Source organism: Rhodanobacter glycinis (genome assembly GCF_006438785.1).
Taxonomy (GTDB): Bacteria; Pseudomonadota; Gammaproteobacteria; order Xanthomonadales; family Rhodanobacteraceae; genus Rhodanobacter; species Rhodanobacter glycinis_A.
This window is the reverse complement of sequence record NZ_RCZB01000004.1, coordinates 204,010-223,936: the sequence shown is the minus strand read 5'-3', so window position 1 is coordinate 223,936 and position 19,927 is coordinate 204,010. Positions and strand designations below refer to the sequence as shown.

16 protein-coding genes are annotated in these 19,927 nt (G+C 66.5%); 10 read left to right on the top strand and 6 right to left on the bottom strand.

Annotation, left to right across the window (positions count from 1 at the left end; all coding sequences use genetic code 11):
- Nucleotides 1-144 precede the first annotated feature (144 nt).
- The gene (locus tag EAH75_RS14965; RefSeq protein WP_140806003.1) at nt 145-678 is read left to right on the top strand and encodes a DUF4142 domain-containing protein; all 534 of its coding nucleotides are present in this window, start codon (nt 145-147) and stop codon (nt 676-678) included.
- 19 nt (nt 679-697) lie between these two features.
- Entirely contained in the window at nt 698-1,039 is a 342-nt protein-coding gene (locus EAH75_RS14960; protein ID WP_241668958.1) for a cupredoxin domain-containing protein, read from the top strand.
- A gap of 19 nt (nt 1,040-1,058) precedes the next feature.
- On the opposite strand, the gene EAH75_RS14955 is transcribed toward EAH75_RS14960, so the two are convergent.
- From EAH75_RS14955 to EAH75_RS14945, 3 genes are all read right to left on the bottom strand, one after another.
- Nucleotides 1,059-2,012 (bottom strand): MBL fold metallo-hydrolase, encoded by a 954-nt coding sequence (locus EAH75_RS14955; RefSeq protein ID WP_140805999.1) that lies wholly within the window; start codon nt 2,010-2,012, stop codon nt 1,059-1,061.
- 240 nt (nt 2,013-2,252) lie between these two features.
- Nucleotides 2,253-2,564: an antibiotic biosynthesis monooxygenase family protein gene (locus EAH75_RS14950; RefSeq protein ID WP_205043202.1), complete on the bottom strand. Its 312-nt coding sequence runs from the start codon at nt 2,562-2,564 to the stop codon at nt 2,253-2,255.
- Nucleotides 2,565-2,684: 120 nt separating this feature from the next.
- Nucleotides 2,685-5,129 (bottom strand): S9 family peptidase, encoded by a 2,445-nt coding sequence (locus EAH75_RS14945; RefSeq protein WP_140805997.1) that lies wholly within the window; start codon nt 5,127-5,129, stop codon nt 2,685-2,687.
- A 158-nt stretch (nt 5,130-5,287) separates the two neighbouring features.
- On the opposite strand from EAH75_RS14945, the gene EAH75_RS14940 reads away from it, so the two are divergent.
- From EAH75_RS14940 to EAH75_RS14910, 7 genes are all read left to right on the top strand, one after another.
- Nucleotides 5,288-7,447: a prolyl oligopeptidase family serine peptidase gene (locus EAH75_RS14940; RefSeq protein ID WP_140805995.1), complete on the top strand. Its 2,160-nt coding sequence runs from the start codon at nt 5,288-5,290 to the stop codon at nt 7,445-7,447.
- Nucleotides 7,448-7,554: 107 nt separating this feature from the next.
- Complete coding sequence (locus tag EAH75_RS14935) at nt 7,555-8,325, top strand: energy transducer TonB (RefSeq protein ID WP_241668957.1); 771 nt, start codon at nt 7,555-7,557, stop codon at nt 8,323-8,325.
- A gap of 16 nt (nt 8,326-8,341) precedes the next feature.
- Nucleotides 8,342-9,004, top strand: a complete 663-nt coding sequence (locus tag EAH75_RS14930; RefSeq protein ID WP_140651749.1) for an alpha/beta hydrolase — start codon at nt 8,342-8,344, stop codon at nt 9,002-9,004.
- Nucleotides 9,005-9,035: 31 nt separating this feature from the next.
- Nucleotides 9,036-10,088 (top strand): sensor histidine kinase, encoded by a 1,053-nt coding sequence (locus EAH75_RS14925; RefSeq protein ID WP_140805993.1) that lies wholly within the window; start codon nt 9,036-9,038, stop codon nt 10,086-10,088.
- Entirely contained in the window at nt 10,088-10,792 is a 705-nt protein-coding gene (locus tag EAH75_RS14920; RefSeq protein ID WP_140806133.1) for a LytR/AlgR family response regulator transcription factor, read from the top strand. The genes EAH75_RS14925 and EAH75_RS14920 overlap by 1 nt, the downstream gene beginning before the upstream one ends.
- A 156-nt stretch (nt 10,793-10,948) precedes the next feature.
- Nucleotides 10,949-11,161 carry a DUF2945 domain-containing protein gene (locus EAH75_RS14915; RefSeq protein ID WP_140651745.1) on the top strand — a complete coding sequence of 71 codons (213 nt, stop codon included), beginning with the start codon at nt 10,949-10,951 and terminating at the stop codon, nt 11,159-11,161.
- Nucleotides 11,162-11,164: 3 nt separating this feature from the next.
- A complete protein-coding gene (locus EAH75_RS14910; RefSeq protein ID WP_140805991.1) occupies nt 11,165-11,725 on the top strand; it encodes a DUF488 family protein in 561 nt (186 codons plus the stop codon).
- Between the two features lie 240 nt (nt 11,726-11,965).
- On the opposite strand, the gene gnd is transcribed toward EAH75_RS14910, so the two are convergent.
- From gnd to EAH75_RS14895, 3 genes are all read right to left on the bottom strand, one after another.
- On the bottom strand, nt 11,966-12,871 hold the full coding sequence (gnd, locus tag EAH75_RS14905) for a phosphogluconate dehydrogenase (NAD(+)-dependent, decarboxylating) (protein ID WP_140805989.1): 906 nt from the start codon (nt 12,869-12,871) through the stop codon (nt 11,966-11,968).
- 112 nt (nt 12,872-12,983) lie between these two features.
- The gene (locus tag EAH75_RS14900; RefSeq protein ID WP_140805987.1) at nt 12,984-14,516 is read right to left on the bottom strand and encodes a mercuric reductase; all 1,533 of its coding nucleotides are present in this window, start codon (nt 14,514-14,516) and stop codon (nt 12,984-12,986) included.
- Nucleotides 14,516-15,835: a glucoamylase family protein gene (locus tag EAH75_RS14895; protein ID WP_140805985.1), complete on the bottom strand. Its 1,320-nt coding sequence runs from the start codon at nt 15,833-15,835 to the stop codon at nt 14,516-14,518. The genes EAH75_RS14900 and EAH75_RS14895 overlap by 1 nt, the downstream gene beginning before the upstream one ends.
- A 217-nt stretch (nt 15,836-16,052) precedes the next feature.
- Here EAH75_RS14895 and EAH75_RS14890 point away from each other — a divergent pair, with 217 nt between their 5' ends.
- On the top strand, nt 16,053-19,922 hold the full coding sequence (locus EAH75_RS14890; RefSeq protein WP_140805983.1) for a GH36-type glycosyl hydrolase domain-containing protein: 3,870 nt from the start codon (nt 16,053-16,055) through the stop codon (nt 19,920-19,922).
- Nucleotides 19,923-19,927 lie beyond the last annotated feature (5 nt).

The window sequence follows — 19,927 nt, the reverse complement described above, 5'->3', positions numbered from 1 at the left end:
TTCGATGCGCGTGTGCCGATCGAGGTTCCTGGCGCCGGTCCGCCGGCTGGCCGGAACCTGCGCGCCGCTGCTGCATCACATGGTCACCGGCAGGCATCGCGGAGTGCCGCCTGCCCTTCATCCATTCCAAGGAGACCTCGCACCATGAATAAATCCCTGTTGACCCTCGTGCTCGCCCTCGGCGTCGGCGCGGCTGCCAGCGTGCAGGCGCAGACACCTGCCGCGCCCGCCATCAACGACGCGCAGATCGCGCATATCGCCTACACCGCCGGCGTGATCGACATCACCGCCGCCAAGCAGGCGCTGGCGAAATCCCACAACAAAGCCGTGCGTGCATTTGCCGAGGAGATGGCGCGCGACCACGCCGCGGTCAACGACCAGGCGCTGGCGCTGGTCAAGAAGCTCGGCGTGACACCGCAGGACAACGCCACCAGTCAGTCGCTGTCGACCGGTGCCGCCGCCGAGCAGAAGAAGCTCGCGGCACTCAGCGGCAGCGCCTACGACAAGGCCTATGTCGCCAACGAAGTGGCGTACCACAAGACCGTCAACGGCGCGCTGAGCGGCACGCTGATCCCGTCGGCGCAGAACGCCGAACTGAAGTCGCTGCTGGAAACCGGGCTGAAGCTGTTCCAGTCGCACCAGATGCATGCCGAGCATCTCGCGCAGAGCCTGAAGTAAGGCGCCGTCGATGCTCCGCATGATGACTTTGCTGGCCATCGTGCTGGCGCTGGCCGGCGGATTCGCGCCGGCCAGCGCCGCCAGCACGGCGACGCAGCCGGCGACGGCGCAGGCCCATCGCGTGCACGTGATCGTGATCGACAAGATGCAGTACGGGCCGATGCCGACCGGCGTGCGCGCCGGCGACATCATCGAATGGACCAATCACGACATTCTCGAACACAGTGCCACCGCACGCGACGGCCACTTCGACGTCGACCTGAAACCCGGCGCCAGTGGACGCATCACAGCCACCGCCGGCTCACTCGAATTTTTCTGCAAATTCCACCCGACCATGACCGGTACGCTGGTAGTCATGTGACCCATGGAGGGCGGAGGCGTCAGTCGCTTCCGTCCTTCCGGGTTGTGGCCGAGGTACGACCGAAGCGGTGAATCCCGATCTTCTCTCCCACATAGATCACCATCAGGTCCTCGCCCACCACGAGCGGGCCAGGGTAGGACTTCCGTGTCGGTGGAATGAGATCCTGTTTGGCGGCGGTCGGCGGCACGATATGCGAGTACACCGCCAGCCTTGGTTTGGTCCTGGCAAACACCTCGCCCGCCTGCGCTGGCGTCGTGTGGTGTTCGATCACCGATGCAGGCCCGTGGAAGATGGACGGGGCCACGACTTCATGCACGAGCACATCGACGCCTTGGGCATGACGGATGAGATTCGGTGACAGACGCGTGTCGCCCGAGAGCACCACCGAACGCCCGGCGTAATCCACGCGATAGCCGAAGGCGGGCTTGACCGGTCCGTGATCCACCGCGAAGGCCGTGACTTTCACGCCGTCCTGCTCGAACACCACGCCCTCGGCGATATCCGCCACCAGCAGCACGACACCTGCAGGCGTGGCGCGGTCGTCGGACTGTCGTATCCGGATATCGAACGCGTACGCCTGCTCGAGGTGCGCCATCATCTGCCTGGTTCCCGCCGGACCCCATACATGCAATGGACGCTGGCGCCCTGGCCGCACCAGCCAGCCCGTCAACCAGAGATCCGGGAACCCCACCACGTGATCCGAGTGCAGGTGCGTCAGGAACACTCCATCCACATCCCGCCAATGGATGTTGAGCTGGGCAAGACGCTGCAGCGCGCCGCGACCCGCATCGAAGAGCAGCTTGTGCTTGCCCGCCTCGACCAGCGTACTGGGCCCGAACCGCTGCATGCCGGGCGAAGGCGCGCCGGTACCCAGCAGGCTCACCCTGATCTCCTGCGCCGTGGCGGTGGCGCAGAAAAACGCGACGAGAAGGAATGCGATTGCAATCGCCCGGCGGCAGTTCGCGACATGCATGCCTGGCTCCTTTCTTCGCCCCGGCAGGGTGCCCGGATCATGCTACGCGTGATTTTGTCCGCGGGCACCGCCGCCGGTGCCACCTCGCAGGAAAGAACAGGGAGCAGACGACCACAGCTGGCAATGCACGGCCGGTCCGAACGCCCGCTGCATATCGTCACTGGGCACGAACCATGGTCCTTTCCGATGGGTGCCGTTCACCCTGGCGGGACACCACGGTGAACTCCACTCCGTCGACCATCATCTTCCACGTGCGCTGGTCTCGTTGGCCGTGACGGTGTAGTGCTGAACCAGGGGTTCGAACTCCAGGAGATAGTCCTGGTCTTCCGGGTAGTACTTGGCGCGCAACAGCTCGTCGCCCGCGAAGACGCGGATGCAGTCCTCGGATTCCCAATGCGTCACGGTCAGGAAGTGGGTCACGTCGTCCTCGTCCCGACGCAACACGGTGACACTCAGGTTGCCAGGAACCGACCGGTAGTCTGGAATGGCCCGCTGCTCGAGAAAACGTGCATACGCGTCGGCTTTCGAGCGCAAGGTACGTCCGTGCCACATGCGGCAAATCATGATTCCTCCTGATGCTGTCCATGACGCGATTCGGTTTGGGCGGTACAAAAAGCGCCGTGGGCATTGAGAATGCCCACGACTTCCATCGGCAACTTATGCATGACTCGGTCAGTGCGCGGCAGGCGCCGCCTTCACCGGCTTCACGTACGTATTGAACAACTCATCAATCCGCCGATACTCGTCGTGCCACGAATCGGCATGCACGAAGCCGTGGCGCTCCAGCGGGTACAGAGAAATCCAGAAGTCTTTCTTGTGCAGTTCGATGAAGCGTTGGTACAGGCGGATCGAATCCTGGGCCAGCACGTTGTCATCGATCAGGCCGTGCTGGATCAGCAGCGGATCGCGCAGCTGGTCGGCGTACTCGATCGGCGAGCTGGCCGTATAGGCATCCGGATCGAGCTGCGGGTCGTTGAGGATGTTGGCGGTGTACTCGTGGTTGTACAGCGTCCAGTCGCTGACCGGGCGCAGCGCGGCGCCCGCGGCGAACTCGCCTGGCGCACGCAGCAATGCCATCTCGGTCATGAAGCCGCCATAGCTGCCGCCGTAGATACCCACGCGCCGCGGGTCTACATGATGGTTTTTCACCAGCCACGCCTTGCCATCGAGCAGGTCTTCCAGCTCGGGGTGGCCCATCTGACGGTAGATCGCGGTACGCCACGCGCGGCCGTAGCCTTCGGAGGCGCGATAGTCCATGTCCAGCACCACGTAACCCTGCTGCACCAATAAATTGTGGAACATCTGTTCGCGGAAATAGTTCGACCACGACAGCGTGACGTCCTGCAGGTAGCCGGCGCCGTGCACGAAGATCACCGCCGGCTTTGACGCCGTGTCTTCATTCGCCGGACCGTAGTACTTCGCGTAGATGCTGCCGGCGCCGTGGCTGGATTTCACCTCGACGATCTTCGGCGCGATCCAGTCGTGCGCGGTGAACGCCGGTTTCATCGTGCTGGTCAGTTCGCGCGGCGTCCCGCCGGCAGACGGCTGGACGGCCAATCTCGCAAGCACATAGGGCGCGGAATGCAACACCGCGAGCTGCGTGCCGTCGGGCGACAGCTTGAAGTCGTCCATGCCCTGATAATTCGTGATGCGGCTCAGCGTGCCACCATCGACCGGCAGCCGGTAGACGTCATAGCTGTATGGCGTGACCTTGTTCGTGCGCACGTAGAACCACTTGCCGTCGTCGCTGAGTAGCGGGTGGCTGACCTCGAACTTACCGGAGGTCAGTGCCTTCGCCTTGCCCTCCAGTGGCTTGGTATAGAGCTGCGAATAGCCGGTTTCCTCGCTCATGTACCACAGCGTTCGGTTGCCGTTGAGCCAGCCGAAATCGTTGAAGTTCCAGTTGATCCAGGCGTTGTCACTCAGCCGCTGCTGGGGCACCAGCGCGTGTCTGCTGAAATCGACGCTGGCGAGCCAGCGATCCTTGTTGTCGATCGCACGCAGCTGGATCGCCAGCTGGCCGCCGTCGTCGCTCCACACGATGCCGCCGCCACCGCCATCATCGGTGCTGGCGATGATGCGCACGGCACGCAAGTCCGGCGCCTTCAGCGCCTTGGCCTGATCCATCTTGCCGGCTTTCTGCAGGGCCGCGACGGCGCGGGCGCGCAGGTCCTTCAGCGGATCGTCCTTGATGCCGGGCAGCGCGTCCGTGTTCAGCGGGTAGCTGGCGTGATTGACCAGGTCGAGCAGCAGCAGCGACTGTGGCGCCGGTTCCTTGCGCCCTACATAGACGCGCGTCTCCTGCTGCTCGGCATAGCCGGAGTCGGTGACGTAGTGGGTGAGTTCGGGGGCCTTGCCCGATGTATCGCCCTTGGCGGTGGTGACCAGCAGCATCCAGCGGCCGTCCGGCGACAGCTCGGTGTCGATCGGTTCGATCTTGTCGCCGAGCCAGAACGGCGGCGGTGCGCGATCGGCATCGGCCGCCGCCAGTGCCTTGTCCTGCTCGCGCTGCGCCTGCTTGTCGTCCCTGATTTCGCGCAGCGTCTTGAACTGTTCCAGTTGCTGTGCACCCAGCGCATCGGGCTGCTTCGCCTGCGGATCGTCGGCAAACTTCAAGACCGCCGCCGGCGCGGTGACGCCGCTGGCCAGGTCATGGCTGTACCAGTTGTTGCCATCGCGAAACTGCAGCGCGCTGCCATCGGCGGAGAACTGCGGCGAGGATTCGTCCTGCGGCGTGCGGGTGACCTGGCTGCGCCGGCCACTGGCGACATCCACCACGAACACGTCGCCATGCAGGATGAAGGCCGCATGCCGATGTGATCGATCGAACACGGCCGGGCCTTCGGCCTGCGCCATCGCCGCCGCATCCAGCTTCACCCCATGGGCACTGACCGGATCGACCCGGTACAGGTCGCGCACCGGGCTGCCGTCGCGCTTCAGCGAGTAGTACAGGCTGCGTCCGTCCACGCTCCAGTACGGCGACTCCACCGCCTGCCCGATCCAGTCCGGATTGGCCATGACGGCTTCCAGCTCGAGCGCGGCCGAGGTCGGCAACCTGGCGGCCGCCACTGGCAACACGGTGAAGGCCACGAGGGTGGCAAGCAGCAGTCGACGCATGGATTTTCCCCAGGCAAAAAAATCAGCATAGCCGAGCAACGTGGCATGGCGCGGGTCACTGTGCCAAAAGTAAGGTCTGCGTGCGTGATCTGCATGGCTGCACTCGCCGCGCCAGAGCGCTACCCTGCCAGGTCTGTTCTGCTCGTGGAGTTTCCAGCATGCGCATCGCCTTCGTTGTTGCCGCCACGCTGCTCGCCGCCGGTACGCTCGGCGCCACCCAACTGCCGCCGGCGGAACCGCAGGGGCCGCCGCGCGAGGTCGCCCTGATCGGCCAGCCGCGGCCGCTGCCGCCGCCGACACCGCAGCACGCCGATGCCAGCGTGATCCATGGCGTGACCGTAAGAGACCCGTACCGCTGGCTGGAAAACCCCGGCGATCCGACCGTGCAGCGCTGGATCAAGGCGCAGAACGCGTATACCGAAGCCGAGCTGGCTGCGATGCCGCAGGGCAAGTCGCTCACCGCGCGGGTGCAACAGCTGGCAGTCACCTCGACCACGCGTTCCGGTCCGATACTGGCCGGCGGCACGCTGTTCTACATGCAGCAGACGCCGCCGCAGCCGCAGCCGGTACTGATCGCGCAGGCATGGCCGGATGGCGCAGCGAAGACCCTGGTCGATCCGAATGCCGATCACGGCAGCACCGCCATCACCGGCTACTGGCCGTCGCCACGCGGGCGTTATCTCGCCTACGGCACGGCCGAGGGTGGCAGTGAGCTGACCACGATCCACGTGCTCGACGTCGCCACCGGCAAGACGCTGGGCGACACCCTGCCTTGGGCCGGCGGCGGCACCACGCCGCAGGGCGTGGCCTGGGACGCCGATGAAAACGGTGTCAGTTACGTGCGCTTCGCGCCGCCGGTGGCGGGCCAGCCGGTGGAGCAGTTCAACGCCACGCTGGTGCGTCACACGCTGGGTCAGCCCGCTACGGCGGACACCGTGGTGTTCGGCAAGAGCTACTCGAAGGTCGCCGAATACGTGCTGGTGAATGCGCCGGGCACGGCGCAGGCGGCTGTGCTTGCGTACGACGGCGACGGCGGCCCGGCCGAGGTGTTCCTGCGTCACGGCAACACGTTCCAGCGCGTGCTCGGTCGCGCCGCGAACGTGCGCACGGCCGCGTGGGTGTCTGGACGTCTATATGCCGCGTCGTTCCAGGATGCACCGCGCGGCCAGATCGTGGCGATCGGCACGGATGGCAAGCCTGTACCAGTGCTCGCCCAGCGCGACGGCGCGATCCAGCAGATCGCTCCGCTCGGCAACGGCTTTCTGGTGGTGCGCAGCTGGGGCCCGGACTGGTGGGTCGAGCAGTACGACGCCAAGGCGCGGTTCGTGCGCAAATTGCCGCTGCCGGCGCAAGACATCGGCGTGGGCGAGATCGCCTCCGAGTCCGGCCAGGACAAGGCGCTGATCAGCTACAGCGGCTGGACCACCCCGGAACGCTGGGTGGAATACGACGGCAAGCATGGCACGCTGAAAACCGTGTTCGAGGTGAGGCCGGCCGGCGATTATTCCAAGGTCACCGTGCAACGCATCGACGGTACGTCGAAGGACGGCACGAAGATTCCGGTGACGGTGCTGTCGATGGCAGGCACCACGCCGAACGGCACGCGGCCGACCATTCTGTACAGCTACGGCGGTTTCGATATCCCGATCAAGCCCGGCTTCATCGGCGCGAATCTCGCGTGGCTGGAACGCGGCGGCGTACTCGCCTACGCGAACATCCGCGGCGGCAACGAGAATGGTCAGATGTGGCACGCGCAGGGGCAACAGCTGCATAAGCAGAACGTGTTCGACGATTTCCACGCCGCCGCGCTGGCGCTGTTCGACACGCACTGGACCGACCGCACCCACCTGGGCATCCTCGGCGGCAGCAACGGCGGGCTGCTGATGGGTACGCAGATCGTGCAGCATCCGGCCGACTACCGCGCGGTGATGGCCAAGGTCGGCATCCACGACATGCTGCGCCACGAGACTGCGTTCGCCAACGGCCCGTACAACGTCAGTGAATACGGCACGATCAGCGACCCGGCACAGTTCAAGGCCACCCTGGCGTATTCGCCACTGCAGAACGTGCAGCCGCAGACGGCGTATCCGGCTGTGCTGATGACCACCGGCGCGAACGATCCGCGGGTGGCGCCGTGGCAGTCGCGCAAGTTCACCGCCGCGTTGCAGAACGCCACCTCGTTGACGCAGCCGATCCTGCTGCTGACCCGCATGAACGCCGGTCACGGCATCGGCGCGCCGTTCAGCCAGCGCGTCGGCGATACCGCGATCGGGCTGACGTTCTTCGCGCAGGAGCTGGGGCTGGGTACCACGCCGTGAGCGCGACCGCGGCATGCTGGCTACCCCGCATGCCATCGCTGCGGCATGATGGTCGCCCGCGCGGCGCGGGGGCGCCGCCACCTGGTCACTTGATTGAGGGGATCGCCATGAGAAACGTCATGCTTAATGCGACCATGCTTCTGCTGATCTGCTCTTTGACAGCGCAGGCCGCCGAGACGCGCGAACAGATTTACAGAATTGGCGCCGACGTGGATGCACAAGGGCATATCACTGCCACCCAGGTCGACCCAGGCGTACCCATATCGATCGCCCCAGTGCTGGCTTCCGCGGTGAAGCAGTGGCAATTCGTACCAGCTAAACTCAACGGTCGGTCAGTACCGGCGCATACGTTCATCAGTGCCAAGTTGCAGGCGTTGCCGAACGCGAGCGGACAGTACAACCTGCGCATCAGCTTCGCGGGCAACGGTCCCAAATTCGACAGAGCCGGCAGGCAGCCGCCATATCCACGGGATGCAGTGCACAGACGCCAGGCTGCGTTCGTCTTTATCAACGCCACCGTGCAACCGGACGGCCGCCTGGCCGACATGACGGTGAACAGCCAGTTTGCGGAATGGCCGGTGTCGGCGTCATTCAAGGATGCCGCACTGAAGATCGCCAGGACCTGGCATTTCATCCCGGAACAGGTCGACGGTCAGCCTGTTGCGACGCAAGTGCGCATACCGATGAACTTCACTTTGCGCGATCAGATACTCGCTCCTGAGCAAGTCAAAATCCTGCGCGAAGCTGCACGCAAGGAAAGCGCGATGGCGAACGCCGAGGTTGCCCTGCCCACTGTCCCGTTGCCCTCGGAACAGGAAGTTGCCTTGGACAGTCCGCTGCAACCCAACGCCGTCGCCACCATCATCACCGCCCCCTGACCTTGCCGAGCACCGCATGACCCTCCCCGCCGTCGAACACGAAACCGCCGCCAACCCACGCTACAGCATCATCTGGCTGCATGGCCTGGGTGCCGACGGCAATGACTTTGCGCCGATCGTGCCGGAGCTGGTGGACCCGGCGTGGCCGCCGATACGTTTCGTGTTTCCGCATGCGCCGGTACGGCCGGTGACGATCAACAACGGCATGTCGATGCGTGCGTGGTACGACATCGCCGCATTCGATCTCGATGCGCGGCAGGACGAGGCCGGCATGCGCGCGTCGATCGGCGAGGTGGAAACCCTGATCGCCCGCGAGCACAGCCGTGGCGTGCCCAGCGAGCGCATCGTGCTGGCCGGCTTCTCGCAAGGTGGCGCGATCGCGCTGGCCGCCGGTCTGCGCCATCCGGAAAAGCTGGCCGGCATCATCGCGCTGTCGACCTATCTGCCGTTGCACGCTGCGTTCGCCGGCGAACGCAGTGCAGCGAATGCGACCACGCCGATCTTCTGGGGCCACGGCACCGCCGACCCGGTGGTGATCCTGCAGCGCGGTGTCGACTCGCGCGACCTGCTGCTGTCGCAGGGCTATGCGCTGGAATGGCATACCTATCCGATGGCCCATGCGGTCTGCGCCGAGGAGATCGGCGACCTGCGCCACTGGTTGACCCAACGCCTGAGCTAGCCATGCCCGCGCATGCGGCATACTTGTCCGCATGCGCGCATCCACGCCCAGCAGCCGCCCCCGCGGCCACATCGAACGCAGCCCGCTGCCGGATTTCTGCCGGCTGCCGGCGTTGTTCGCCCTGTTCGTGGTCGGCGCATTGACGGTGACGGTGATGTGGCTGGCTCGCGACAACCAGCGCGATTGGCCCGCCTATAGCGTCAGCATGCTGTTCGTGACGTGGCTGGCGCTGGTGATCGCGGTAACCGTGTGCAAGCTGCGCCCGCTGTTGCAACGCCTGCCGGGGCGCACGCCGTATGCGGGCGTGTGGCTGCTGATCGTGCTGATCGTGAGCGTCGCCAGCGCGGTGGCGCGCTGGCTCGATGGCTCGCTGCAGATGAACCTGATCAGCAGCAGCATGCAAGTGTTCGTGCGCGACAACGTGCTGATCGCCGCGCTGCTCGGCGCGGCGATGCTGCGCTACTTCTATGTGCTGGCGCAGTGGCAGGCGCGGCTGGCCGCAGTGACGCGTGCGCAGGTCGAGGCGCTGCAGGCGCGCATCCGTCCGCACTTCCTGTTCAACAGCATGAACACGGTGGCGGCGCTGATCCGGGTCGACCCCGCCGCGGCCGAACGCACGGTGGAGGACTTGTCCGAACTGTTCCGCGCCGCACTGGGCCAGCACGACACCGGCGACGGCACGCTGGGCGAGGAGCTGGCGCTGGTCGAGCGCTACCTGGCGATCGAGCAGTTGCGCCTGGGTGCACGGCTGCATGTGCGGCGCGAACTGGATGATCTGCCGGCCGACTTCCCGCTGCCGCGCCTGCTGCTGCAGCCGCTGGTGGAGAACGCGGTACGCCACGGCATCCAGCCGCTGCGCGAAGGCGGCGAGGTGATCCTGCGCGGCCAGCGTGAGGGCGATGGCGTGCGCATCGAGATCATCAACCCGCTGCCGACCACGCCGCCCGAACGCGGCAACGGCCACGGCCTGGACAGCGTGCGCCAGCGCATCGCGTATCGCTACGGACCGCTGGCGAAAGTTCAGGCCGGGCCACATGACGACCGCTTCGTGGTGCTGCTGCAGCTGCCGGGAACCTTCGCGTGATGCGCGCCCTGATCGTCGACGACGAGCCGCTGGCGCGCGCGCGCCTGGCTGCGCTGCTGGGCGACTGCGACGGCGTGGAAATCGTCGGCAGCGTCGCCGACGGCGAAGCCGCGCTGGGCGCACTCCGTGAACTGCAGCCGGACGTGCTGCTGCTGGACATCAACATGCCCGGCCTCAGCGGCACCGCCGTGGCCCAGCGACTGGCCGGGCGCACGCGACCGCAAGTGATCTTCTGCACCGCCTACGAAGCGCACGCGCTGCAGGCGTTTGAGCTTGGCGCGGTCGACTACCTGCTCAAGCCGGTGCGGCTGGAACGCCTGCGCGATGCGCTGCAACGCGCGCAACGCCGCCTCGCCGACGCACCGCGCGAGCCGACCGCATACCTGCACGGCCGGATGCGCGGCGAACAGGTGCGCATCGCGCTGGACGAAGTGATCTGCCTGCTCGCCGACGAGAAATACGTCGTCGTGCAACACCGCCGCGGCGAGCTGCTGATCGAGGAATCGCTGCGCCAGCTGGAAGATGCCCACCCCGACCAGCTGATCCGCCTGCACCGCAACTGCCTGGCGCCACCGGCGCGACTGCTCGGCATCAAGACCCTCGCCGACGGCCGCGTGCTGGCACGGCTCGACGGCACCGAGCTCAGCCCGGAAATCAGCCGGCGCAATTTGCCGGCGGTTAGGAAGCTGTTGCGGCTGGGATGACGCGGCCACGTGCACCGACCAGCTCTCGGGGTCGAAGACGCAGCGCAATCCGGTCCGACAGATCCCACTTGAGATCAAGCGAACACGCCCTTTCCACGCGCACCCAACATGCAGGCTGTTTCAATGGTCGTTGGATCTGCCATTGCTGGAGCAGTCATGAGCCATCCCTTCAAAGTCGGCGATCACGTGCGCTGGAATTCCGAAGCCGGTCACGTGAGCGGCAAGATCATCAAGGTGCATACGCGCGACACCGACTACAAGGGCCACACGCACCGCTGCAGCGAGGCCGATCCGCAGTACGAGATCCAAAGCGACAAGACCGATCACGTCGCGATGCACAAGGGCGCGGCGCTGCACAAGATCGACTGAGCGATGCCATCCGGGAACACTGCTGCCGGTGCGCAGACGATCTGGACGATCGGCCACTCGACCCGCACGCTGGAAGAGTTTCTCGGCCTGCTGGACGAATGCCGCATCGAGTCCATCGCCGACGTGCGACGCTTTCCCGGCTCGCGTCGCTATCCGCATTTCGCCAGCGAGGCGCTGGCCGATACCCTGCCCGCGTACGGCGTTGCGTATCAGTGGCTGCCCGAGCTGGGCGGGCGGCGCAAGGTGCAGCCCGATTCGCCAAACACGGCGTGGCGCAATGCCTCATTCCAGGGTTATGCCGACCACCTGGCCAGCCCGGAATTTGCCGCCGGACTGGAAAGGCTGCTGCGGCTCGCCTCGGCTCGACGCACTGCGCTGATGTGCGCCGAGGCCGTATGGTGGCGCTGCCACCGCTCACTGATTGCCGATGTGCTGAAGCTGCGTGGGATCGAGGTGATCCACATCGTCGATGCGACTCATACGACCGTTCACCCGTATACGTCGCCGGCACGCATCGTGGATGGACGGTTGAGCTATGCGCTACCGCAAGGCGATCTGCTGTAGATCAGGTGAGCGCATGCAAACCCCGGCCGATGCGATGGGTCTTTGCTCCAGTTCCTGCTTCGGTTTTTCTGAATAGTGCGGGCCAGGATGGTGCGCTGCTCTACCCGGCCCCTGTGCGGCGGTGAGTTGGGAATGGCAGGCCGCGCAGAATGCGATTCCGGCCTTCGCCGGAATGACGCCGTTGTGTGTTTCCGAGGCCCCCGGAAATCAATCTTGCAAAAGTCAAAGCGCAGCGCCTTCCTACTCCTTCTTGATCGCGTGCCCGCCAAACTCGTTGCGCAGCGACGACAGCAGCTTGTCGGCAAACGAATCGTCGTCGCGCGAGCGGAAGCGCTCCATCAGCGACAGGGTGATCACCGGCGCGGATACATTGAGCTCCATCGCCGCGTCGACGGTCCAGCGGCCTTCGCCGGAATCGACCACGTACGGTGCGACGCCTTCCATGTTCGGATTCTTGCCCAGCGCATCGGTGGCCAGGTCGAGCAGCCACGAGCGCACCACGCTGCCGTAGCGCCAGATCTCGCCGACCTGGTGCAGGTCGAGGCCGAAATCCACTTTGTGCTTGAGGATCGAGAAGCCTTCGGCGTAGGCCTGCATCATTCCGTATTCGATGCCGTTGTGGACCATCTTGGTGAAGTGACCCGAACCGACCGGGCCGACACGGCCCCAGCCCTGATCCTTCGCCGGCGCCAGCGTTTCGAAGATCGGCCGCAACGCCTCGACGACCTGCCCGTCGCCGCCGATCATCATGCTGTAGCCCTCTTTCAGACCCCACACGCCGCCGCTGGTGCCGCAGTCGACGTAACCCAGGCCGTGTTCGGCGTAAAGCTTCGCGCGGCGCAAGGTGTCCTTGTAGTTGGAGTTGCCGCCGTCGATCACGATGTCGCCCTTGGCCAGCAGCGGCAGCAGTGCGTCGACGGTGTCGTCGGTGATCTTGCCGGACGGCACCATCATCCACAGCACGCGCGGCGTGGGCAGCGCCCCGACCAGCGCGGCCAGCGAATCGACTGCACCGGCACCAGCGACCTGTACCGCCTTGCGCGCCTCCGCGCTGGGGTCGAAGCCGGTGATCTTGTGGCCGCCCTGCTGCAGGCGTTCCACCATGTTGGCGCCCATCTTGCCGAGGCCGATCATGCCGAGTTCCATAAGGTTTCCTTGCGTGAGGTGGGGAGGAAAATCGTGGTTGCCGATCCCACTCATTGTAGGTGGGTGGCGATAAGTCGACGTGAGGCGGCGTGTGTGCGGCCACGCGGCCTGCTCAGCGGGCCAGCCAGCGCCGCAACCGCGCGCGCAACCGCGGGGTCAGCCGCGTGCGGTTGTACGCATCGGCGGCGCGGCGGATCGCCTCGGCCTGCGTGGGGTAGGCATGGATCACCCGCGCCAGCGTGCGCAGACCCACGCCCGCCACCATCGCCAGGGTGATCTCGTTGATCATGTCGCCGGCGTGACGGGTGACGATGGTGGCGCCCAGGATGCAGTCGCTGCGCTCGCGCACGTGGATCTTCACGAAGCCGCCCTGCTCGCTGTCGGTCACCGCGCGATCGATCTCGTGCATCGGCACGGTGAAGGTTTTCACCGGAATGTCCTGCCGGTTCGCCTCGCGCACGTACAGGCCGACGTGGGCGATTTCCGGGTCGGTATAGGTGCACCACGGAACCACCAGCTTGCTCAGCCGGTCGCGCCCGCCGAACAGCGCGTTCTGCAGCGCGTTCTGCAGCGCGATGTGCGCCGAGGCGGTGGCCGTATCGGTGTATTGCTGTTCGAGGCAGACGTCGCCGGCGGCGTAAATGCGTGGGTTGCTGGTACACAGGAAATCGTCGACGCGGATGCCGGTGCCAGGCGCGTAGTCGACGCCGGCCGCTTCCAGCAGTAACCCTTCCACATTCGGCACGCGACCCACGCCGGCGAGGATCGCGTCGACCGCGATGGTGCTGTGATAGTCGTCGCTGACCAGATCGACCAGCTTGTGTCCGTTCTCCATCCGCACGTTGATGACCTGGGTGTTGAGCCGCACCTCGATGCCGTCGCGGGCGAACGCGTCGGACAGGATCTGCGCCGCGTCGCGTTCCTCGCGCGGCAGAAACAGCGGCACATCCTGCACGATGGTGGTTTGCGCACCGAGCCGGCAGAACGCCTGTGCCAGCTCGCAGCCGAGCGGGCCGCCGCCGATCACCAGCAGGCGGCGCGGCAGTTCGGTCAGGTTGAACACGTTGGCATTGGTCAGGTAGCCCGCTTCGCGCAAGCCGGGAGTCGGCGGCACCTGTGGCCGCGCACCAGTAGCGATGATGGCCTTGCCGAAGCACAGCCGGACGCCGTTGACGGTGAGGCTGTCGGCACCGGTGAACTGCGCGTTGCCGAAGAACACGTCCACGCCGTCGGCGGCCAGCCTGCGCACCGAGTCGCCGCCGCTGAGGTGGCTGCGGACGTGCCGCACCCGCTCCATCGCGGCGGCAAAGTCGACCTGGATATCCCCGGGCACGCGCGCGCCGTAGCGTGCGGCATCGCGCATGTCGGCATACGCCCGGGCGGTGCGGATGAGGGTCTTGGACGGCACGCAGCCAGTGTTGAGGCAGGTACCACCGATCAGATGTCGCTCCACCAGCGCCACCCGCACGCCGAGCGCGGCGGCCGCCTCGGCCGCCACCAGGCCAGCCGACCCGGCGCCGACGATCAGCAATTGATAGCGCGCGGCCGGGGTAGGGTTGTTCCACGCCTGCGGATGCACATGAGCCAGCCGCTCGTGCTCGTAGGCGTCTTGCGGGGTGGTGATGGATGCGTCGAAGTTCGGCATCAGCGTGCTCCGTGATGGGTCGGCTGCAGCAGCCAGCCGCCGCGGAATCCGGCGCGGCGCAGGCCGTCGACGAGATAGGGACAGCCACGCATCAGCTGCCAGATCAAGCCGCTGCGGTGGTTCTCGATCATCATCAGCACGATGCCCTGATCCAGGCCATAGTGGCCGGCGGAGACCCACGCCGCGCCGTCGGCCATCGCCAGCGACGGGTTGAACGCGCTGGCGAGTCGGCCGTCGGTGAGGATCTGCGGATAGCGCAACAGCATGCTGTGAATGCCTTCCAGCGCAATCTCCGGCGCGAACGGCAGCGACGCCAGCACCGCCGGCGCCGACAAGGTGCCGTCGTCCGGCCCGTACGGTACGCCACGTGCCGCATAGCCGAACAGGCGGCGCGTTTCGTTGGCCACGTCCTGCTGCTCGTCGCTGGGTCCGTCGCAGGCCGACAGCCCCCAGCCGTTCTCGTCGTAACCGGCGAAGCCGTACGGGTTGAGCCGCGCATACTCGCGCTGGATCAGCACCGCGCGCCGGCTGTTCTCGAAATAGTCCGAGCACTTCTCACGCATGAAAGCATCGCGGATGCCGCGAAAGTCGATCCACGCATGCGAGAAGTGATGCACGAACAGCGGCCCGGCATACAGGAAATCGCCGTCATAGAGGTTTTCCCATTGGTACGTGGCCGTCCATGCGTGGTAGCCGTGGCCGCTGATCGGATGGGTCGGCGAACCCATCGCCAGCGCGTACAGCACGATCGCCTCGCTGTAGCCTTCCCAGCCGTAATGCAGGAAGCCGCATTCGGGTTTCCAGCCCTGCCGGATGGTGTCGCCGCCGTCCTGCGCCCAGCACCAGTCGACCCGCCGGTACAGTGCGTCGGCGATATGGCGCAGTTCGATCTCGTCGGGGGTGTCGTCGCCGAAGTAGCTCGCCGCGGCGAGCACGCCGGCGATCAGCAGCGCGGTGTCGATCATCGACAGCTCCGACTGCCACACGCGGGCGCCGCTGTGGATGTCCAGAAAGTGGTAGTAGAAACCCTTGTAGCCGGTGGCCTGCGGCGTGCCGCTCTGGTCGCTGTCGCGGAAAAAGCGCAGTGCGGCGAGGCTGTGGCGCAACGCGTCGGCGCGGCTCATCCAGCCACGCGCCACCCCCACCGGATAGGACGACAGCGCAAAACCGACCACCGCGATGCTGACCGGCGAGTTCGCACGCGAGGTATCGGGCACCAGTCCGTCGTGCGGGTCGACCAGCTGCGCGAAATAGCCGAACGCCGAGCGCTGCATGTCATCCAGCCAGGTCTCGTCCATGGGCGTTGCGCTGTCGGTCATGCAGTAATCCCGATTGCCACGGTGCAGTGGGGTCGTGGGGACGCACAAGTGCGTCGATTCGAATCCCAGCTTGCTCCGTCGCGCGTGAAATTAACGGAGCGTAGCCGCGCCCTTCATGTCGCATCGCCTTTCATCGACAAGTTGCGCATGGGTCGAAGGCACGCTCGCCGGGCACACCGCAACTTCCTTCGACCACCCAGCGGAACCTGCGACGCCGATGCCCATGCCCGTCCACGCCACAACCACGATGCAGCTGCTGTCCAACGGACATTATTCGGTGATGCTGGAAGGCAGCGGCTCCGGCTTCAGCCGCTGGCGCGACCTCGCCGTCACCCGCTGGCGCGAGGATCCCACGGTCGACGGTTGGGGCAGCTACCTGCTGCTGCGCGACGAGGACAGCGGCGCGCTGTGGTCGGCCAGCCAGCAGCCATATGGCCACCGCACGCCGGACGATGCGGTCGACTTCAGCAACGGCCGCGCCCGTTTCAGCCGCCGTCACCACAGCGTGCACAGCGTGCTGGACATCGCCGTGGCCAGTACTACCGACACCGAACTGCGCCGGCTCACCCTGAGCAATCACGGCGACCGCACGCGCACGCTGTCGCTGACCACGTATGCCGAATTGGTGCTCGGCCCGATCGGCGCGGACAACGCGCATCCGGCATTCTCCAAGATGTTCGTGCAGACCGAATGGGATGCGCCGAACGCCATGCTGCTGGCCACCCGCCGCCGCCGCGACGGCAGCGAGCCGGCGGTATGGGCCGCGCATGCCTTGCGCGTGCACGGGCAATCCGTCAATGCCGACGCCGAATACGAAACCGATCGCGGTCGTTTTCTCGGTCGCGGCCGTACCTTGCGCGACGCGCTGGCGATGCAGCACGGCGCCACGCTGTCGCGCAGCAGCGGCTGCGTGCTCGATCCGGTCTTCAGCCTGCGCCAGTCGATCACCCTCGCCCCGGACACCAGCATCACGCTGTTGCTGTGGACGCAGCTGGCCGATACACGCGACGGCGCGCTGGCCCTCGCCGCCCAGCTGGACGACCCGGCCGCAGCCGATCGGCTGTTTGCCGACGCAGTGAAGCGCGCCGAGGCCGAACAGCAGCGCCTCGGCATCGACGCTGCGCAGGACGCCCGCTTCGCGCACTGGATGAGCGCGCTGATCAGCAGCGACGGCAGCCAGCGCGCGGCGCCCGATGCCCTCGCGCGCGGTCGCGGCGGCCCACCCACGCTGTGGCCGGCTGGTATTTCCGGCGACCGCCCGATCGTGCTGCTGCGCCTGGGCGACCGCGCCGAACTGGCCCGTGTGCAGGAGCTGCTGCGCGCGCAGAATTACTGGCGCAGCCAGCGGCTGGCGGTCGATGTGGTGCTGCTGAACACGGCCGATGGCACCGCCGGCGATGCCTTGCACGCGGCGCTGGCGCCGCTGGTCAGCGCGCAGCAGGCGCAACTGAAAGCCGATGGGCATCTGCCCAGGACGGAACTGTTCGCGTTGCGCGAACAGGCGATCAGCGATGACTTGCGCGACGGCCTGCTGACTGCCGCGCGCGTGCTGCTCGACCCTGCCGCTGCGGCGCAAACCGCCATCGCCCCAGCCGCCGCGCCGCTCACCCTGACGGCAACGATGCCTGCCAGCACGCCGGCTTCCGTCGCGGCCATCACCGCGGCCGACCCGCTGGAATTCGCCAACGGCTACGGCGGCTTCGCCGACGCCGGCCGCGCCTACGAAATCCATCTCGACGACAGCCGCCGCCCACCGGCGCCCTGGGTGAACGTGATCGCGAACCCGGTGTTCGGCTTCATCGTATCGGCCGAGGGCGGCGGCTATGCGTGGTCGCTGAACAGCCAGCAGAATCCGCTGACGCCGTGGCCGAACGATCCGGTCAGCGACATCCCGCACGAGGTGCTGTACCTGCGCGACGAGGATACCGGCGTACTGTGGAGCGCCACCGCGTTGCCGATACGCATGACTGGCGCGAACTACGCGACCACTCACGGCAAAGGCTGGAGCCGCTTCACCAACGACGCCAACGGCATCGAGCTGGAGCTGGTCCAGTGCGTGCCCATCAGCGACTCGCTCAAGCTGTCGCGCCTGCGCCTGCGCAATCGCTCCAGTCGCCCGCGCCGGCTGTCGCTCACCGGCTACGTCGATTGGGCGCTGGGTGCGAACGGCACCATGCCAGCGCCGTTCGTGATCACCGCGCGCGATGAGATGACCGGCGCGTTGTTCGCGCGCAATCGCTGGCGTCCCGATTTCGGCGAGCGCGTCGCCTTCATCGACCTGGCTGGCGCGCAGCATTCGATGAGCGGTGATCGCGCCGCGTTCCTTGGCCCGCTCGGCACCGTCGCACACCCCGCTGGGTTACGCGACAACGCCCCCCTGAACGGACAGCTTGGCGCCGGGCTGGATCCGTGCGGCGCGTTGCAGACGCGCATCGCATTGCCGCCGAACACGCAGATCGACATCGTCTTCATGCTCGGCGATGCCGCCGACGAAGCGGCGGCGCAAGCCTTGATCCGCCAGTACCGCGCCACCGACCTCGACGCCGTGCTGGCCGAGGTCGCCGCGCAATGGAACGACATGCTGGACACCGTGCAGGTGCATACGCCGGACCGGGCGATGGACATCCTGCTCAACGACTGGCTGCTGTACCAGGTCACCAGTTGCCGGCTGTGGGCGCGCACTGCGTACTACCAGGCCAGTGGCGCATACGGATTCCGCGATCAGCTGCAGGACGTGATGGCGTTGTGCGTGAGTCGCCCCGACCTCGCCCGCGAACATCTGCTGCGTGCTGCCGGCCGGCAATTCGTGGAAGGCGACGTGCAGCACTGGTGGCTGCCGCCGGGCGGCCAGGGCATCCGCACGAGGATCAGCGACGATCGCAACTGGCTGGTCTATGTGGCGATGCACTACGTACGCGTGACCGGCGATGCCGGGGTGCTGGCTGAGGTGCTGCCGTTTCTCGCCGGCCCGTCGATTCCCGACGGCGCCACCGATGCGTTCTTTCAGCCGTCCATCTCCGGGAAGCAGGCCAGCGTCTACGAACATTGCGCCCGTGCGCTGGACGCCAGCCTCACCCGCGGCGCGCACGGCTTGCCGCTGATCGGCACCGGCGACTGGAACGACGGCATGAATGCGGTCGGCGCCCAGGGTCGCGGCGAGAGCAGCTGGCTAGGCTGGTTTTTGCTCAGCACGATCGACACCTTGGCGCCGTTCGCCGGGCAGCGCGGCGAGACCGAACGCATGCAGCACTGGCGCAATTACGCCGATGACCTGCGCGGCGCACTGGAGCGAGCCTGGGACGGTGAGTGGTATCGCCGCGGCTATTACGACGACGGCGCGCCGCTCGGTTCACACGAGAGCGACGAATGCCGCATCGATACGATCGCGCAGTCGTGGAGCGTGATGGCCGGCGCCACCGATCCGCTGCATGCCGCGCAGGCCATGGCCTCGGTCGATCGCCTGCTGGTCGATCACCCGAACGCGATCGCGTGCCTGTTCACCCCGCCGTTCGACCACGCCAGGGAGAACCCCGGCTATATCAAGGGCTATCCGCCGGGCGTGCGCGAGAACGGCGGCCAGTACACGCACGGCGCGACCTGGTCGATCTTCGCCTGGGCGGAGCTCGGCGACGGCGACCGCGCAGGCGGACTGTTCGACCTGCTCAACCCGATCCATCACAGCGCCAACGCGGCGGCCGTGGAACGCTACAAGGTCGAACCCTACGTCGCCTGTGCGGACGTCTATTCAGTTGCACCGCACGTCGGCCGCGGCGGCTGGACCTGGTACACCGGTTCCGCCGCGTGGCTGTATCGCGCCGGGCTGGAGGCGGTGCTCGGCTTCCAGCTGCGGGGCGACAGCATGCGTGTCGACCCGTGCATTCCGAAGGACTGGCCAGGTTTTCAGCTCACCTATCGACATCGCGGCAAGCAGCATGTCACCTGTCACGAGGTCAGCGTGGAGAACCCGCACCGGGTTTGTCGCGGCGTGGCGCGAATAGAAATGGACGGCCAAATGCTGGATGCCGCCGCAGCGGTGGTGCTGTTGGACGATGGCGGCGCGCACCAACTGCGCATCACGCTCGGCTGAAACCC

Bases quoted from the DNA above. Each gene is read 5' to 3' on its own strand.
- EAH75_RS14965 (WP_140806003.1), top strand. From the start codon at position 145: ATGAATAAATCCCTGTTGACCCTCGTGCTCGCCCTCGGCGTCGGCGCG.
- EAH75_RS14960 (WP_241668958.1), top strand. From the start codon at position 698: ATGATGACTTTGCTGGCCATCGTGCTGGCGCTGGCCGGCGGATTCGCG.
- EAH75_RS14955 (WP_140805999.1), bottom strand. From the start codon at position 2,012: ATGCATGTCGCGAACTGCCGCCGGGCGATTGCAATCGCATTCCTTCTC.
- EAH75_RS14950 (WP_205043202.1), bottom strand. From the start codon at position 2,564: ATGTGGCACGGACGTACCTTGCGCTCGAAAGCCGACGCGTATGCACGT.
- EAH75_RS14945 (WP_140805997.1), bottom strand. From the start codon at position 5,129: ATGCGTCGACTGCTGCTTGCCACCCTCGTGGCCTTCACCGTGTTGCCA.
- EAH75_RS14940 (WP_140805995.1), top strand. From the start codon at position 5,288: ATGCGCATCGCCTTCGTTGTTGCCGCCACGCTGCTCGCCGCCGGTACG.
- EAH75_RS14935 (WP_241668957.1), top strand. From the start codon at position 7,555: ATGAGAAACGTCATGCTTAATGCGACCATGCTTCTGCTGATCTGCTCT.
- EAH75_RS14930 (WP_140651749.1), top strand. From the start codon at position 8,342: ATGACCCTCCCCGCCGTCGAACACGAAACCGCCGCCAACCCACGCTAC.
- EAH75_RS14925 (WP_140805993.1), top strand. From the start codon at position 9,036: ATGCGCGCATCCACGCCCAGCAGCCGCCCCCGCGGCCACATCGAACGC.
- EAH75_RS14920 (WP_140806133.1), top strand. From the start codon at position 10,088: ATGCGCGCCCTGATCGTCGACGACGAGCCGCTGGCGCGCGCGCGCCTG.
- EAH75_RS14915 (WP_140651745.1), top strand. From the start codon at position 10,949: ATGAGCCATCCCTTCAAAGTCGGCGATCACGTGCGCTGGAATTCCGAA.
- EAH75_RS14910 (WP_140805991.1), top strand. From the start codon at position 11,165: ATGCCATCCGGGAACACTGCTGCCGGTGCGCAGACGATCTGGACGATC.
- gnd (WP_140805989.1), bottom strand. From the start codon at position 12,871: ATGGAACTCGGCATGATCGGCCTCGGCAAGATGGGCGCCAACATGGTG.
- EAH75_RS14900 (WP_140805987.1), bottom strand. From the start codon at position 14,516: ATGCCGAACTTCGACGCATCCATCACCACCCCGCAAGACGCCTACGAG.
- EAH75_RS14895 (WP_140805985.1), bottom strand. From the start codon at position 15,835: ATGACCGACAGCGCAACGCCCATGGACGAGACCTGGCTGGATGACATG.
- EAH75_RS14890 (WP_140805983.1), top strand. From the start codon at position 16,053: ATGCCCATGCCCGTCCACGCCACAACCACGATGCAGCTGCTGTCCAAC.